This window comes from Sulfuricaulis sp. (assembly GCF_049587675.1).
Taxonomy (GTDB): domain Bacteria; phylum Pseudomonadota; class Gammaproteobacteria; order Acidiferrobacterales; family Sulfurifustaceae; genus Sulfuricaulis.
On record NZ_JBAVEJ010000144.1, the window covers coordinates 1 to 14,964 of the forward strand.

The 14,964-nt window shown below is 56.8% G+C and carries 15 protein-coding genes and 1 other RNA gene; 5 read left to right on the plus strand and 11 right to left on the minus strand.

Translation table 11 applies throughout. The annotated features are described in order from the left end of the window. From WB402_RS07480 to WB402_RS07520, 9 genes are all read right to left on the minus strand, one after another. The coding region (locus WB402_RS07480; protein WP_424206488.1) for a Mur ligase family protein at nt 1-987 on the minus strand (987 nt) is incomplete at its 3' end. Further along, nucleotides 984-2,699: a peptidoglycan D,D-transpeptidase FtsI family protein gene (locus WB402_RS07485; protein ID WP_424206490.1), complete on the minus strand. Its 1,716-nt coding sequence runs from the start codon at nt 2,697-2,699 to the stop codon at nt 984-986. The genes WB402_RS07480 and WB402_RS07485, both read right to left, overlap by 4 nt. Then, complete coding sequence (gene ftsL / locus WB402_RS07490; protein ID WP_424206492.1) at nt 2,696-2,974, minus strand: cell division protein FtsL; 279 nt, start codon at nt 2,972-2,974, stop codon at nt 2,696-2,698. The genes WB402_RS07485 and ftsL overlap by 4 nt, the downstream gene beginning before the upstream one ends. After that, a complete protein-coding gene (gene rsmH / locus WB402_RS07495; protein WP_424206494.1) occupies nt 2,967-3,914 on the minus strand; it encodes a 16S rRNA (cytosine(1402)-N(4))-methyltransferase RsmH in 948 nt (315 codons plus the stop codon). The genes ftsL and rsmH overlap by 8 nt, the downstream gene beginning before the upstream one ends. 9 nt (nt 3,915-3,923) lie before the next feature. Beyond that, a complete protein-coding gene (gene mraZ / locus WB402_RS07500) occupies nt 3,924-4,379 on the minus strand; it encodes a division/cell wall cluster transcriptional repressor MraZ (protein WP_424206496.1) in 456 nt (151 codons plus the stop codon). 273 nt (nt 4,380-4,652) lie between these two features. After that, an RNA gene (rnpB, locus tag WB402_RS07505) (RNase P RNA component class A) lies at nt 4,653-5,023 on the minus strand. Nucleotides 5,024-5,112: 89 nt separating this feature from the next. After that, nucleotides 5,113-5,670, minus strand: coding sequence for a putative 2OG-Fe(II) oxygenase (locus WB402_RS07510; RefSeq protein WP_424206498.1), 558 nt, complete (start codon nt 5,668-5,670; stop codon nt 5,113-5,115). Continuing rightward, nucleotides 5,633-6,013, minus strand: coding sequence for a hypothetical protein (locus WB402_RS07515; protein WP_424206500.1), 381 nt, complete (start codon nt 6,011-6,013; stop codon nt 5,633-5,635). Before WB402_RS07515 ends, WB402_RS07510 begins: the two co-directional genes overlap by 38 nt. 2 nt (nt 6,014-6,015) lie before the next feature. Next, nucleotides 6,016-6,807 (minus strand): dienelactone hydrolase family protein, encoded by a 792-nt coding sequence (locus WB402_RS07520; protein WP_424206502.1) that lies wholly within the window; start codon nt 6,805-6,807, stop codon nt 6,016-6,018. A 192-nt stretch (nt 6,808-6,999) separates the two neighbouring features. On the opposite strand from WB402_RS07520, the gene WB402_RS07525 reads away from it, so the two are divergent. From WB402_RS07525 to WB402_RS07545, 5 genes are all read left to right on the plus strand, one after another. After that, a complete protein-coding gene (locus tag WB402_RS07525; RefSeq protein WP_424206504.1) occupies nt 7,000-8,094 on the plus strand; it encodes a phosphotransferase enzyme family protein in 1,095 nt (364 codons plus the stop codon). Nucleotides 8,095-8,199: 105 nt separating this feature from the next. After that, nucleotides 8,200-9,057 (plus strand): pirin family protein, encoded by an 858-nt coding sequence (locus WB402_RS07530; protein ID WP_424206506.1) that lies wholly within the window; start codon nt 8,200-8,202, stop codon nt 9,055-9,057. A gap of 241 nt (nt 9,058-9,298) precedes the next feature. Continuing rightward, a complete protein-coding gene (locus WB402_RS07535) occupies nt 9,299-9,946 on the plus strand; it encodes an adenylate kinase (RefSeq protein WP_424206508.1) in 648 nt (215 codons plus the stop codon). Nucleotides 9,947-10,349: 403 nt separating this feature from the next. Continuing rightward, entirely contained in the window at nt 10,350-11,309 is a 960-nt protein-coding gene (locus WB402_RS07540) for a tetratricopeptide repeat protein (protein WP_424206510.1), read from the plus strand. Nucleotides 11,310-11,401: 92 nt separating this feature from the next. Beyond that, a complete protein-coding gene (locus WB402_RS07545; RefSeq protein WP_424206512.1) occupies nt 11,402-12,109 on the plus strand; it encodes a hypothetical protein in 708 nt (235 codons plus the stop codon). Nucleotides 12,110-12,172: 63 nt separating this feature from the next. Here the strand turns inward: WB402_RS07545 and WB402_RS07550 are convergent, their stop codons facing one another. Continuing rightward, complete coding sequence (locus WB402_RS07550; RefSeq protein WP_424206514.1) at nt 12,173-14,311, minus strand: ExeA family protein; 2,139 nt, start codon at nt 14,309-14,311, stop codon at nt 12,173-12,175. A 308-nt stretch (nt 14,312-14,619) separates the two neighbouring features. Continuing rightward, nucleotides 14,620-14,964 (minus strand): phosphate ABC transporter substrate-binding protein (locus tag WB402_RS07555; protein ID WP_424206516.1); only part of this gene is annotated, 345 nt, incomplete at its 5' end.

Below are 14,964 nucleotides of genomic sequence, written 5' to 3' on the forward strand. Positions count from 1 at the left end.
GGCGAGCCGCGCCACGGCTTCGTCGAGCTTCACACCCAGCGCCAGTAGAGTGGCGAGTACGGCCAGCAGGTTGTAGGCGTTGAAGCGTCCGATCAACGTGCTCTGCAGTTCGGTTTCTCCCTCGGGCGTCGCGACGCGCAGCCACAGTCCATCCGGCAAGAGCCGCACTTCGCGCGCGCAGACATCGCCGCCCTCGATACCGTAACTTAAAATTCTGATCTGCGCATCGACACCGGCCAGCAGGCTCCGGCCAAAGGCATCGTCGTGATTGATCACGGCGTGTTTTACTCCTTCCATGGCGAACAGACCGGCCTTGGCCTTGCCGTAGGCCTGCATGTCGCCGTGATAATCGAGATGATCGCGCGTCAGATTGGTGAACACGGCGATACTGAAGGCGATGCCGCTCACTCGCCCTTGTTCGAGTGCGTGCGAGGAAACTTCCATCGCCACCTGCGTGGCGCCCTGCTCCGCAAAATCCGCCAGCAGGCGCTGCAGCGTCATGGCATCGGGCGTGGTGTGCAGCGAGGCGTTGAGCGCGCCGGGAAAGCCGTAACCCAGTGTGCCGATCACCGCGCAACGCCGGGGCGCCTGATCGAGCGCCTGCGCCAGCAGTTGCGTGCAGGTCGTCTTACCGTTGGTGCCGGTGACGCCAATCACGACCATTCGGCGCGAAGGCGTATCGTAAAAGCGATCCGCGATGATGCCGATCCTGTGACGCAACCCGGACACGCCGAACACTGGCACCGGCGCGGCGCGCAACGCAAAACCATCGTCGGTCTCATACACGACCGCGGCTGCGCCCGAAGCCACGGCATCACCGATGTAATCGCGTCCGTCCGTCACCATGCCCGGCACAGCCAGAAAAAGATCGCCTGGTTGGACGCAGCGACTATCCGTTTGCAGGCCGCGCACCTCGCGGTTCGCCACGCCCGGCACGCGTGCAATTCCATCGAGGAGTTCACGCAGTTGACGGACTTTACGTGTCATTCAGCCACCTGCTCGCTTTTCACGGTCATGAGGCGCGGCGACTGACGTGGTGCGTCGGGCGGCACATCGAGCAGCCGCAATGCGCCCGTCAACACACGTCCAAACACCGGCGCAGCAATCTCGCCGCCGTAATAACCGCCGCGGGTGGGTTCATCGATCGCCACCACCATCACCAGGCGCGGCGAAGTCGCCGGCGCGAAACCGGCGAACCAGGAGATATATTTTTCCTCGGAATAGCCACTGCTGGTGAGCTTGCGCACCGTGCCGGTTTTGCCAGCCACGCGATAGTCGGCGACCTGCGCGGCCTTGCCCGTCCCTGCGTCGCTGACAGCCAGCTCCAACATCGATTGCAAACGGCGCGCGGTCGTCACGGACATGACGCGTTCTCCCTGCGGCGGACTATCTGTATGCAACATTGTCAACGGCAGCGCTTCGCCGTCATTGGCCAGCACGAGATAGGCGCGCGCCAGTTGCAGCGGTGTGACGGAAATTCCGTAACCGTAGGAAATGCTCGCCTGATCGACCGCTACCCAGCGCGATGATGGATTAATCAGTCCCGGCACTTCACCCGGCAGCCGCGCGCCAGTCGTATCGCCGAAGCCTACGTGCCGCAACATCTCCCAGAGGCTTTTTTTGTCGAGCGCCAGCGCAATTTTGGAAGCGCCGACATTGCTCGATTTCTCGATGACACCCGCCACCGTGAGCATGCCATAATTGTGCACATCATGGATGATGCGGTCGCCGATCTGCAGCGATCCGGGCGTGGTGTCGATCAAGGTGCCGGCGGTAAATTTCCCGCTTTCCAGCGCGCAAGCAACCGTGAACGGCTTAAGGGTGGAACCGGGCTCGAACAGATCAGTGACGGCGCGATTGCGGAACGTGCCACTACGTAACCCGGCACGGTTGTTGGGATTGAAATCCGGCTCGTTGACCAGCGCCAACACTTCACCTGTATGCGCATCCAGCACGATAGCACTGCCGGCACGTGCATTATGTTCTGTGACTGCCGCCTTCAATTCGCGGTAGGCGAGATACTGGATGCGCCGGTCTATGGAAAGCACTAGGTCTTTGCCCGGTTTGGGCAACACCACGCTCTCGGCCACTTCCACGGCGTTACCCTGAAGATCGCGCAACAGTCGCTTGGCTCCCGGCACCGCACGCAACCAGGAATCGAAGGCGAGCTCCGTGCCCTCTTGGCCCTGATCGTCCACGTTGGTGAATCCGACCACGTGCCCAGCGACAGAACCGAGTGGATAGTAGCGCCGGTATTCACGCTGCAGCGCGACACCCGGGACTTTTAGCGCCATCACGCGCTCGGCGAGCGCCGGCGGCACGTGCCGCTTGAGATACATAAACTCGCGGTCGTCGTGCCTGCCCAGGAGCTGAGCCAGCTCGTGCGTGCTCATGCCGAGCAGCGCCGCCAGGCGCGGCCACTTCCGGCGTTCTTCCGCCAGGGTCGGCGGATGTGCCCAGACCGAATCCACCGGGGTGCTAACCGCAAGCGGAGAGCCGTTGCGATCGAGAATCATGCCGCGATGCGAATTGTCCTTGACGAGGCGCGAGTGCCGGGCATTGCCCTGACTTTGCAGGAAATCGGTGTTGAGGGCCTGCAGATACACCGCGCGTGCCGCCAGCAACATCATGCCGGCGAAAAAGAACAGCAGTACGATGGCGTTACGCACCGGATGACGGGTTTTGGCGCCGCGGCTCATGGCGCGGAATCCCGCGTGACCCGCACGACGCGGATATGCGCGGCATCGGGCGTGTTCATGTTAAGACGGCTCCGCGCCATGGCTTCGACACGTCGGTGTTGCGACCAGGCGCCCTCCTCGAGCAACAATTTTCCCCACTCGACATTGAGCGCATCACGTTCCGCCTGTCGCGTCTGCAATTCTGAAAACCGTTGACGACTTTCATGACGCGTCTGCACCACGGCGATCGAGGTGGCCATTACCGCCGCGAGCAGCACCAGCAATCGTTTAGGCACTGGTTATTTCTCCTGTTCGTTCGGCGACACGCAACACAGCGCTGCGAGCGCGTGGATTGTGTCTGGCTTCCGTCTCACTAGCCCGAATCGCCTTGCCGATGGTTTTCAGCCGTGGATGGAACTGATCGTGCCGCACCGGAAAATCGGGCGGTAGATCATCGCCTTTCGCTTCGGCACGCAGAAAATGTTTCACTATCCGGTCCTCGAGCGAATGGAAGCTGATCGCGACCAGCCGTCCACCGGTGGCGAGCAAGCGTATCGTCTGCGGAAGCGCCTCCCGAAGTTCATCGAGTTCACGATTGATGTGGATACGAATGGCCTGAAACGTGCGTGTGGCCGGGTCCTTGTTTTTTTCGCGTGATGGTACGGCGCGCGTGACAATTTCTGCGAGACGGCGCGTCGTCGTGATCGGATCGATTTCGCGCTCGCTCACGATGGCGCGCGCAATGCGTTTGGCGAAACGCTCCTCGCCATATTCACGGATGACCTGCGCGATTTCATTTTCCTCCGCACGCCGGATCCAATCGGCGGCGGACTTGCCCGCCTGCGGGTCCATGCGCATGTCGAGCGATCCGTCGGCGCGAAAACTGAATCCGCGGCACGCATCGTCGAGTTGCGGCGATGACACACCGAGGTCGAAAAGTATCCCATTGATTTTTCCTGCCAGACCCAAGATGTCTATCGTGCGGTCCAACAGCGAAAACGGTCCTTGAGTGATTTTGACGCGTGCGTCGGCACCGAACTTGCGGCGCGCATCCTCGCAGGCCTGCGGATCGCGATCGAACACCAGCAGCTGTCCGTGCGTCCCCAGTCGTTTCAATATTTCCTGCGCGTGCCCGCCTCGCCCGTACGTGGCATCCACATACACACCGTCTTCTTTTACATGCAGTGCCTGCAACGCCTCCTCCAGCAGTACCGGAACGTGGTGATGCTCATTCACGCGTTCTTTCTAAAGCGAGAACGATTCGAGATCCGGCGGCAGCTTGCCATCGTCCTCGCCTTCGCTCTCGAGCCATTCGGCACGACGCGCGTTCCACGCGCCGTCGTCCCAGATTTCAAATTTATTTCCCTGCCCGATCAGCATGACGTCCTTGTTCAGACCGGCGAACTCGCGTAGCAGCGGCGCCAGGAGAATGCGGCCGTTGCCGTCGAGCTCGCATTCGGTGGCGTGACCGACCAGCAGGCGTTGCAGCTTGCGCGTCTGCTTGTTGAAGCTCGAGAGCTTCATGATCTTGCGCTCGATCTCCTCCCACTCCGGTTGCGGGTACAGCAGCAGGCAATGATCGCGGTCGACGGTGAGCACCATCTGTCCGCTGCAGACGCGCGTTAGCTGTTCGCGATAGCGTGTCGGGATCGCCATGCGACCCTTGCTGTCCAGCGTCACTGCGTTGACACCACGAAACATTTTTCCCCGCTTTTTCCCGCTCTATTCCACAAAAAACCACAATTCACCACTTAATGACACTATAGATAGGCGTGGCGCGGGGTGTCAAGCGAAAACAGCGAATCCTGCAAGATTTCTTCTTTGCAGGTCAGCAGCTTAGGGAGGGAAGATGAATCAAACCGGGGTGAATCAATCGCAAGGTGCTTTTGGGGCTCAAAGCGATACCATTTGTCGTAGAAATCGCAACAAAAAACTACAAAAGAAACATGAAATTATAGAATCATGTTAAAGTAAAAAAGGAGTCAGCCGTTAAGCCGGGTTCTGTCGTGGACAGCCATTCATCTGGGACGCCTGTCGCCAGGCGCCTCATGCGGCCTACCCGGGAACAGTGCGGGCAGCACTATCGTTCCCCTATTTGGCCTTACTCCGGGTGGGGCTTGCCCTGCCACGGGATGTTGCCACCCGCGCGGTGCGCTCTTACCGCACCATTTCACCCTTACCAGTCCCCTGAAATAAATCAGGCAACTTCGGCGGTATATTTTCTGTGGCGCTTTCCATCGGCTCACGCCGCCCAGGCGTTACCTGGCACCCTGCCCTGCGGAGCCCGGACTTTCCTCCACTCGGCCACGCGAACGTGGCCGGGCAGCGGCTGTCTGGCCAACTCCAGGCGCCATTATACCAGCCGCCGGTGATTAGTTCTGAAAACCTTTGCTCAGGCAAACAGAATTGAAACGGGGTGTGCATGTCGCCTGCTTCACGGCGATTTTGCCGGGCCAAAATTGAAACCGATGGACATCCGCGGACGCCCGGATTCATTACGTGTGATCTCATGCAGGGTTTCAGGCGCAAAGAAAATAAACATACCGGCGTGAGGCTGGACCTCCTCCCGCCGCATACCGTCAATCAGCACGAGCTTTCCCGAATCGGGCGGAACATCGATGTAATAGACGCCGGAGAGAATCTCGTCATCCTCGTCATGCGTGTGCGCAAACGTGATGTCGCCGGGACGCATGATATTGAGCCACCAACCCATGCGCAGATCTTTTTTCGGGCAATTCAAGATGTATGCTGCGTGGGTTGTCGCCAAATCCAGAATCACACGGATTTCCGGTATCGATTCGAATGCCACGTAGAGGTTTTCATAACGCCCGCCCAGATAGTGATGTTGACCGACAATATCGCTCTGCGGCAGCAACTCAATGCGTGCGCGCAGAGTCGCATTCAGTGCGTCGCAATCCTGACACTCACCGATTTGATACAGCACCGGATGTACATTATTTTCGGGATTTTTCGTTGGGCGCGAAAAGATCACTGAGTTTATCCCGCGCTGCATCTGGCTTACCGTCCGAAGTTTGAACGTCGCCGAACAGGTTATCGAGCTTGGCCTTGGCGGCCTGCGTTTTGCCTTCACCGGGCGGACGATGCGCGTTCGGCCGCGGCTTGAACCAGTCGCAGAAATTCGCGTGTTCCTTGTCGCGCACTTCTTCGGCCCGTTCCTCCTGGCATTGACCGGTCAGGCGCGGATCGAAGAACTGGCACATACGGCAGGCATGCAGGTAGGCGCGACATTTCGGGCATTCTGCCAGACGGCTTAACGGCAAGGGTAATTCCGCCGCCGAAGCACCGCACTTCCAGCAAACCAGCGCGATCGCCATCGTTATTGCTTGAATATCTGTTTCAGGAACGATTGCAACTCAAGCCAAGATTCTTTATCGGCGACGGCATTATAGTTCAGCGGTAGATTGAATTTGGCGCCATTGGCATCCGCGTCCGGATTGGTGAAACTATGCTTGGCGCCCGGATAGTTCACGAACTTGTAATTCACCTTGGCGCTCTCCATTTCCTTTTTAAAAGCCGCGATCTGCTCCGGCGGCACGAAGGGATCTTCCGCACCGTTCATGACCAGCACCCTGGCCTTGGTTTTGCCGGGTTGCGCTGGATGCTCGGTCGCCAGACCGCCGTGAAAACTGGCCACACCGCGCAACTCCTCGCCCGCGCGCGCCATTTCGAGCACCACGCTGCCGCCGAAACAGTAACCGATCGCCGCCAGCCGCTTCTCATCCACCTGCGGCTGTTTGCGGAGCAGCTGCATGCCCGCCTCGAAGCGCGATTTCATGAGCGGCAGGTTCTTGCGCACTTCGCCCGAGAATTTCCCGGCGTTGTCCGGATGATCCGCCTGCTTGCCACCACCATACATATCCACGGCGAGCGCCACATAACCGGCCTCGGCAAGTTTGCGGGCGCTGTTGCGCGCATGCTGGTCATGGCCCCACCATTCATGCACCACCAGCACCCCGGGGCGGCGCTCCTGCGTGGCGTCGTCATAAACCAGATAGCCTTTGAGCACGGTATCGCCCGCCTTGTATTCGACCGGCCCTTCCTTGATGGCCGCCTGGACCGCCGCCAAACCGCCAAATGCCAGTACAATAGCTAATATCAGCCTTCTCATGATAAAACTCCTTGCCTTATTTTTGCTCAGGGATCCCGTCCCAGGCGTTTCTGTCGAAACGGCTGCAAAGCTCAGCCTAATACCGCGGTGGTGCGCCGGTCAAACATCGCTGTTTGTCGACGCAGCGATTGTCACCCGGCGCCTGGCTTCAGTGACGTATGAAAAAAATATTGCCCGATTCTCTCCAACACCATGACACTCGAACAGGATATCGCCGCCGCATTCGACCTGGGTGGGAGGATTGTCGATGTACGCCCCTACGGTCATGGATTGATCAACGACACCTTTGTGGTATCCATCGACACGGGCCATCGGGCCATTCTTCAACGCATCAACCGGCATGTGTTTCCAAGGCCCGAGCAAATCATGGATAACCTGCGCGCCCTGACGGATCATATTCGTCGGCGCCAAACCAGCGACAAAGCCGCCGCGCGAGAATTACAATGGCCCCGAATATTCTCCACCCGCAACGGTGAGGATTCCGTGGTGGATGCGCACGGCGGATTCTGGCGTGCCATGGGCTTTATCGAGAATACTCACACGCTGGAAACCATCACCGACACAAGCCAGGCTGAAGAAGTGGGTTTCGCGCTAGGCCGCTTCCACGCGCTGATTCACGATCTCGATCCGTCACGGCTTCATGAAACCTTGCCCGGCTTCCACAACGCGCCCAACTATCTGGCGCGTTTTGCCGCAGCCTCCATCCGCCGCCGGGAGACACCCGACAACGCCGAGCTGCGCAATTGTCTTTCATTCGTCGAAACACGCCGAAACCTGGCTGACGCGCTTGAAGCTCCCCGGCGTGAAGGAAAGCTTTTGAGCCGTCCGATCCACGGCGACACCAAACTCAATAATTTTCTTTTCGCCGTCGAAAGCGGCCGCGCGGTCAGCCTGATCGATCTTGACACCGTCCAGCCGGGGCTGTTTCACTTCGACATCGGCGACTGCCTGCGCTCCTGTGCCAATTCCGCGGGCGAGTCACCCGAGGACATAACGGCCGTCCATTTCGATCTCGACATCTGCCATGCGGTTATCAAGCATTATTTTTTCGAAGCAGGCGCCTTCCTGACACCGCATGACCATCGCTATATATATGACGCCATTCGCCTCATCCCCTTCGAGCTGGGTCTGCGTTTTCTCACCGATCATCTGGAAGGCAACCATTACTTCAAGGTCGACTGGCCGGACCAGAACCTGCATCGCGCTTTGGTGCAGTTCGCGCTGACCACCTCCATTGAACGGAACGAAGCGAGAATCAAGTCGCTAATCAAGGCACTGGAGACCTGAATTAACCCATTTCTGTCAGGGCATGGCGCCGTTTGTCCGCTTCCAGCGTTCATGGTTAGATAATGCCTGGAAGTGACTTGTCCTCTAGCTCAGGGGAATACCGCAATGACGTCGCGTTCGATACGGCAACTGGTTCACGCGTTAGCGATTACCGAGGGCGCCGGCGTGACCGTGCATCGCACCATCGGTACGCCGCGAGTGCGGCATCTTGACCCTTTTCTGATGTTGGATCATTTCGCGAGCAACGATCCGGACGACTACATCGCCGGCTTTCCGGATCACCCGCACCGTGGTTTTATCACCCTCACCTACATGCTCGACGGACACATGGAACATCGGGACAGCATGGGCAATCGCGGTGACCTGCGTGCCGGCGGGATTCAGTGGATGAAAGCGGCGAGCGGCGTCATTCATTCCGAAATGCCGCAACAGACCAACGGTCTGATGCGCGGCTTTCAGCTCTGGATCAACCTGCCGGCCTACGAAAAGATGAGCGACCCGCAGTACCAGGAGTTCTCTGCCGAACGCATACCGGTGGTCAAGCTCGATGGGGCGCGGGTCAAAATCATCAGCGGCGAATTCGCGGGCCAGCGCGGACCGATCCACGATCCCCACACGGCGATTCAATACTTCGACATATCTTTAGCGCCCGAAACCGCTTTCACCCACCGCTTGGACGGTAGCGCCACGGCCTTTCTCTATTTATTCGAAGGTAGCCTGCAGACAGGCGGCACGGCGGTAGAAACCCACGCCCTGGCGGTGCTCGGTTCGGGAAACGAGATAGCGGTATCCGCCGGGCCAAAGGGCGCGCGTTTTATCCTGCTTAGCGGGCGCCCACTGCACGAACCCATTGTGCAGTACGGACCGTTTGTCATGAACACCGAACCGGAAATCCGGCAGGCTTTCGATGACTACCGACACAACCGGCTCGTTAGAATACGGGCGCAGACTGTATCGAAATAATTATTATTAACGCTATATGACGCTGGGGCAGCGCATCTGTCTGACAAATCTACAATATTGATAGTTACGTACCGCCCGCCCCGGGGCTTCTCTAGCGCTGACCTGATCATTCTTGTTGATCTAGACGGCATCCAGAGGGCAAAATGCGCCTCTTCGTTTCGGGTCACGGCAGGGTGTCTGCACGCGCCGACCTGCAAATGCAGGCATCGGGTTTAATCATTCAAAAAGAGAGGAAAATACCATGAAGTTGATTCTGTTGGGCGCCCCAGGCGCTGGCAAGGGAACGGTCGCGAAACAGTTGACTCAATTGGACGGTTCCGTGCAAATTTCCACCGGCGACATCCTGCGTGGCGCCGTGCAGGCTGGCAGCGACCTTGGTAAACAAGCCAAGGCCTTCATGGACCGCGGCGACCTCGTGCCCGATGAACTCATCATGGGCATCATGGAAAAACGCCTGCAGGACCCCGATTGCAAGAAGGGTTTTCTGCTCGACGGCTTCCCGCGCACCATTCCCCAGGCCGAAGCTCTGAAAAAACTGCTGGTGAAACTCGGGATCAAACTCGACATGGCGGTGAATATCGACGTGCCGCGCAACGTGATCCTCGACCGCCTCAGCACCCGACGCACCTGCTCCAATTCCAAGTGCCAGGCAATCTACAACGTCAAGAGTATGCCCCCGAAGAAAGAAGGCATCTGCGACAAATGCGGCAGCCCGGTGGTGCAGCGCGAGGACGAGACCGAAGCAGCGATCAGCCACCGGCTCGATACTTATAATAAGAAAACCGCCCCGCTCATTGGATTTTATGAAAAAGAGGGCATGCTGATTACGGTCAGCGCCACGTCAAGTGAAGCGGTAATCGCTGCAATCAAAAAGAAACTCGCGGCCTAATCAAACTAACCCAAGGGTCGGCGTGTGTCTGCCATGCGCGGCAGAACATGCGCCGACCTTTTTTTTGCACAAATTAGCCCCCCGGCGCCAACCGGCTACGTCAGCAGGCCTGTAAATCTCCTGAAATGGACGAACTACAGTGACTAATCCCAAAGCTTTATTGCCCATTCCTGGCAGTCATGCAAAAAAATGACTGCCGCCGCGGGTTATCTGAAACATTTGCCGGGAAATTTGCGACAAAAAAGCCTCCGATTACGGCACTAAAATTGCATATAAATCAATGGACTAATAGCTTAGGGAACCCCTAAGGCATTGGTTTTCTTATACAAACACTTATGCCCGCACGTGGGCGTCTATTCTATATCTATGTTTAGTCCATTAACTAAACCGAGGCTTAACTATCATGCGACAGCTTGTTGCGCTTGTATTTCTCAGTTTCGTGGTGGCCTTCAATGCGAATGCCGATAACGACGACATCCAACAGGGCATTTTTGATGCCTATCTCAAGCTTGCCAGTGGAGGCGATGCGGTGGCGCAGTACGTCGTGGCGCAGCGCTATGAGACCGGCAAAGGCACAGCTAAAAATCAGGAAAGGGCAATGTACTGGTACGAGATGGCAGCCAAACAGAGCTACCCGCTTGCTGTCGTCAAACTCGATGGTTACAAAAAAGAACAGGTGACAGCTGAGCCAGTCCTGACCGAAAAGGCACAGAAAGAACCGGAAAAAAAACCTCCGGCGGCTCCCAGGGAAACGGTTGCCAAACCAAAGGTGAAACCGGACGTCGTCCCTGTCGTTGCGGTGAAAGCACCGCCGGTTCAGGCTAGCAAAGCCAAGCCTGCGGAACCGGTAGTCCGTCACGAAGAGGTAAAGCAGGAAGCCAAACTACCGGCTGTGGTAGTCGTTGCCAAAGCGCCGGTAGTCGTGGAGCCCCCCGCGTCCAACATCAACGTGATACAAGCGCTCCTGACCGGAAAATGGAAACGAAACCTGCAGGATGCGGATTTCCTTCCTTCTGCGAATGCCGCCTGTCTACAAAGTAGCAACGCGGAGGTGGTGTGTTTTTCCGCGGAGCTTACTCGCAACCTGGAAAATAATGGCCTGACATATAACGTCAAATCCGTCATTTCCGGCATTAACAACAAAGAAGCTAAATTCAACCTGCGCTATACCTACAATGTCGTGCACATTGCCGGTAAACCTCATGAACAAACAAACGGCATGCGCAATGAAGTCAATGATATGGCCGTGAAAACCGGCTGGCAGGAGCCCGGTGTCAGTATGGAGTGCCGCATGCGTGACGAGCGTTCGCTTACCTGTACTCGCGCCGATCGAAAAATGGCTTATCAATTCGTACGCGATTAGCCCCTGCTTCAACAGGACGTCTTTCGATAGTGCCGAGAATGCTCGTATGAATATCTGTCATGCAGGTAAGGAAACGGGGAACAAGGTGAATTATGAATAAATCATTTCATGGCGCATTGGTCTTTCTGGCAATACTTTGCCTCTGCCCGGCGGCATACGGCCAATCCGATAGCAAAGATAGTCAGGACGCAGAACTGAAATTCAGTATTCAGATGACATCGGCGCTGAACAACGACCCCAAGGCGCAATTCCTGGTAGCTGAAATGTATGAACAGGGTGTGGGCACTCCACAAAATCTCAGGATGGCCCATCTGTGGTATACCAAGTCAGCGAACCAGAAATACGCTCCAGCGATTACAAAACTTGCCAGCTGGGGAAGCGAAACGCAGCAAACTGACGCCGCGCGTGAACGCGCCGAAGAACAGAAGCGCCGTCAGGCCGAAGTCGCCGCAGCGGCGGCGGCCACGGCCAAGGCCACGCGTGAACGCGCCGAAGAACAGAAGCGCCGTCAGGCCGAAGCCGCCGCAGCGGCGGCGGCCACGGCCAAGGCCACGCGTGAACGCGCCGAAGAACAGAAGCGCCGTCAGGCCGAAGTCGCAGCGGCAGCGGCCACAACTACAGTAAAAGCAGTTCAGGCAACTGAAACAGCGCCCGCCGCTATGGAAAAACAGCTCGAAACCAATCGGCCGAAAGACAAGTCTAGAGGCACGACCGAGAAAACCGCCGAGAAAAGTGACGTCGAATTCAAAGCCAACCCGTGCAAAACGCCGACTGCGAAATTCACCTCAACTTGTCAGTAATATAGCCTGGCAAGAGTGCCAGGCTCGGTCTGACCACACGGAATCATGCGTAATGGCTGTAATTCATTCGCAGGTCGAAAGAAATCTTGCTGACGGGCCTTTGCAGGGGTTTGCGGTAAACATGGTCGGTTCGTTGGCTATTTCGTCGTTACCAGCCACCGGGTCCGCATTTTGAGATGGAACATCAAACCCGCTCGACTTATGAACAGCCGTATCAGCAGTAGTTTTTGTCTGAGGGGGCAACACAGGTTCAGGATTTCTTTCCTGGACCACCGCCGCTGCCTCAACGGCGCGAGCCTCATGATTGGCCTTCTCTGCCGCAAGCGCTGACTGATTTGCTCTCTCCCGCTCCCGGGCGAGAACCATCTCACGTTCCGCGACCAGTGCACGTTCCCGTGCCAACGCGACATTTCGCATGGCCTCACGCTTAGCCGCTTTGGCTGAAGCCAGAGCAGAATCACGCTCACGTTCAATTGATTTCAGCCTAGCCTCCCGCTCCGGATCCGTTTCGACCACGGCGTTTACGGTGTCCCCCGGGGGAACCGGAGATATTCTCTCCAGCGGTTGGGTATCTGGAATGCGATCATTCACCGGTACGGCTCTCGCCGGCGACACATCGGTCACCGTTGTCACATTCGCCACCGGTGCCACCGCAGCCACAGAAGGCGGCGCGACTTTATCCGTTGCTGCCTGTGTAGACCTCAATTGATGATTAGCGAAGAACCAGATAAGCGCAATGGACAGCAACACCCCACCAACAACGGCGAAAGGAATGTATCGCTTTGCCATTGGCGCCCCATTTCGCGCCGCTAGCGCGCCAAGCTCACTGGAACTCTTTGCAATACCCGTGTCAGTAAGTTTCGCGCGCTGCGCATCGCCCGAGCAATCAGACGGCGGGACAACAGCCTTTGTCTGCCTGTTCCTCTCAGCCTGTGCTGATTCATCTGGCTGAAGATCAGGCTTCTCCACCTGTCGTTTCGAAGGTAAAGTTTGCAGCGGCAGTCTTTCCGTCTCGATCCCGCCACGTGTCTTGTCAGATCCCGCGCCATTGAGTGGTGTCACAACTCTTTTTCGCACCGGTGTCACGACACTGGCATCTTCCACCAGGGATGTTACAGATGTCTTGGTATGAGTGGCATCTATCGTGCCCGCCCTTATTTTGGTTTCGACATCGGACTCGTACTTCGCTCCTGGCGGGAGAGTGTTAATTGACTTTCCGTATCCCTCCATAAGCATCGCGCTGCCTGCAACGGTCGTTGCTCTGGCGGACACCATCTTGCGAGTTGCATGCGCCACGCTGGCAGCGGGCAATTTCGCCGCTTTCAAAGGACGCGTTTCCTTCACCGGCAGGTTTTGCTTCACACGGTCTTCCTGGGTAACGGCAAAAACCGGCAAGGCGCCATATTTCTCACGTTCCCTCAGAACCTGTTCCACCAGCTCACCGGTGACTACCGCGGCCTGCGATGCATAAGCATAGACCAGAGCATAATCACACAAGAGATTAATAAGCCTCGGGATACCGCCGCAATGTTCGAAAACCACATCGCAGGCATCTTCGCTGAAAAGATCATGCTCGCCACCCGCCACGATGATGCGGTGACGAATATATCCCCGCGTTTCTTCTTGGCTGAGCGATTCCAGATGATAGTCCACGGCAATTCTCTGGGCGAACTGCTCCAATTCGGGTCGCCGCAAGATTTCGCGCAATGGGGACTGGCCGACAAGAATCACTTGCAGCAGCAGATCTTTTTCGGAGTTGATATTTGACAGCATGCGCAATTCTTCCAGTGCATCGGAAGACATGTTTTGCGCCTCATCGATGATCAGCATCGTTCGCCGATTTTTCGCATATTGCCCAATCAGGTAATCCACAAAAATCTGGTGCAACTGGGCCCTGGTTTTGCCAGTGTCTTCCAGGCTAAACGCTTGCAGTATCCAGCGCAGCAATTCGCCAAAAGAATGATGGGTGTTGGAGATAAGGCCAATCGAAACATCGTTACCGATCCGGTTCAACAATCGGCGTAACAAGGTGGTCTTACCCGTGCCGGCCTTGCCGCTAACGACACAAAAGCCGGCCTGGTTTTCTAGGCTGTACTCAAGCAGCGTCATGGCCATCTCATGTTGCTTGCTCAGATAGAGATAGGCCGGGTCTGGCAGCAAGGAAAATGGCTTTTCCTTAAGCCCGTAAAAGGACTTGTACATGGTTGGTACTCTCTTCCCCTCGTGATGAAGCTGGTTTCTCGAGGCATTACTCCGACCATCGGAAACCGTTCATGCCGGATCTGCGTCCGGTGGTTTCAATATTTTTATTCATTGTGTTCTCTCTCGGCGCCAAAAATCAATCATGGATTGGCGGCAGCGACTCAACTTGTTAATTCTAAACAATATTAACCGTCGAGATAGCCTGTCCTGCTTCCGTTTGACGCAGACATGGAGTCGGATTTTGGCTGCCACAACCCAAAAAAAAACCCGGCAGATGCCGGGTTTTTTATTTCTGTTTGGATGTTACTTCAAGGAACGATCAGTAGCACCTTCACCGTGCTATCGACGAACTTTCCATCCACGTACCCGATGGCATCGGGATTGGAAGCGATCCAACTTTTCATTTCGGCATCATCGCCGATTTCACGGGGGGGTTGACCCTTTCCGGTGAAAAGAATCTTGGACCAATACACCTTGAGCACGGAACCATCTTTCTTTACCACCGTTTTGTAAAACTTCTGACGCGCGGGACTGCTCGGCGCCTGATCGACGGGCGTGACCCGCTGCCCGTTGGGAAACACACCCGACTTGCCGAGGTAGATATCCGCCGCCTGATCCGCAGTGATTCCCGCCATGTTATTGCTGGGATGGAC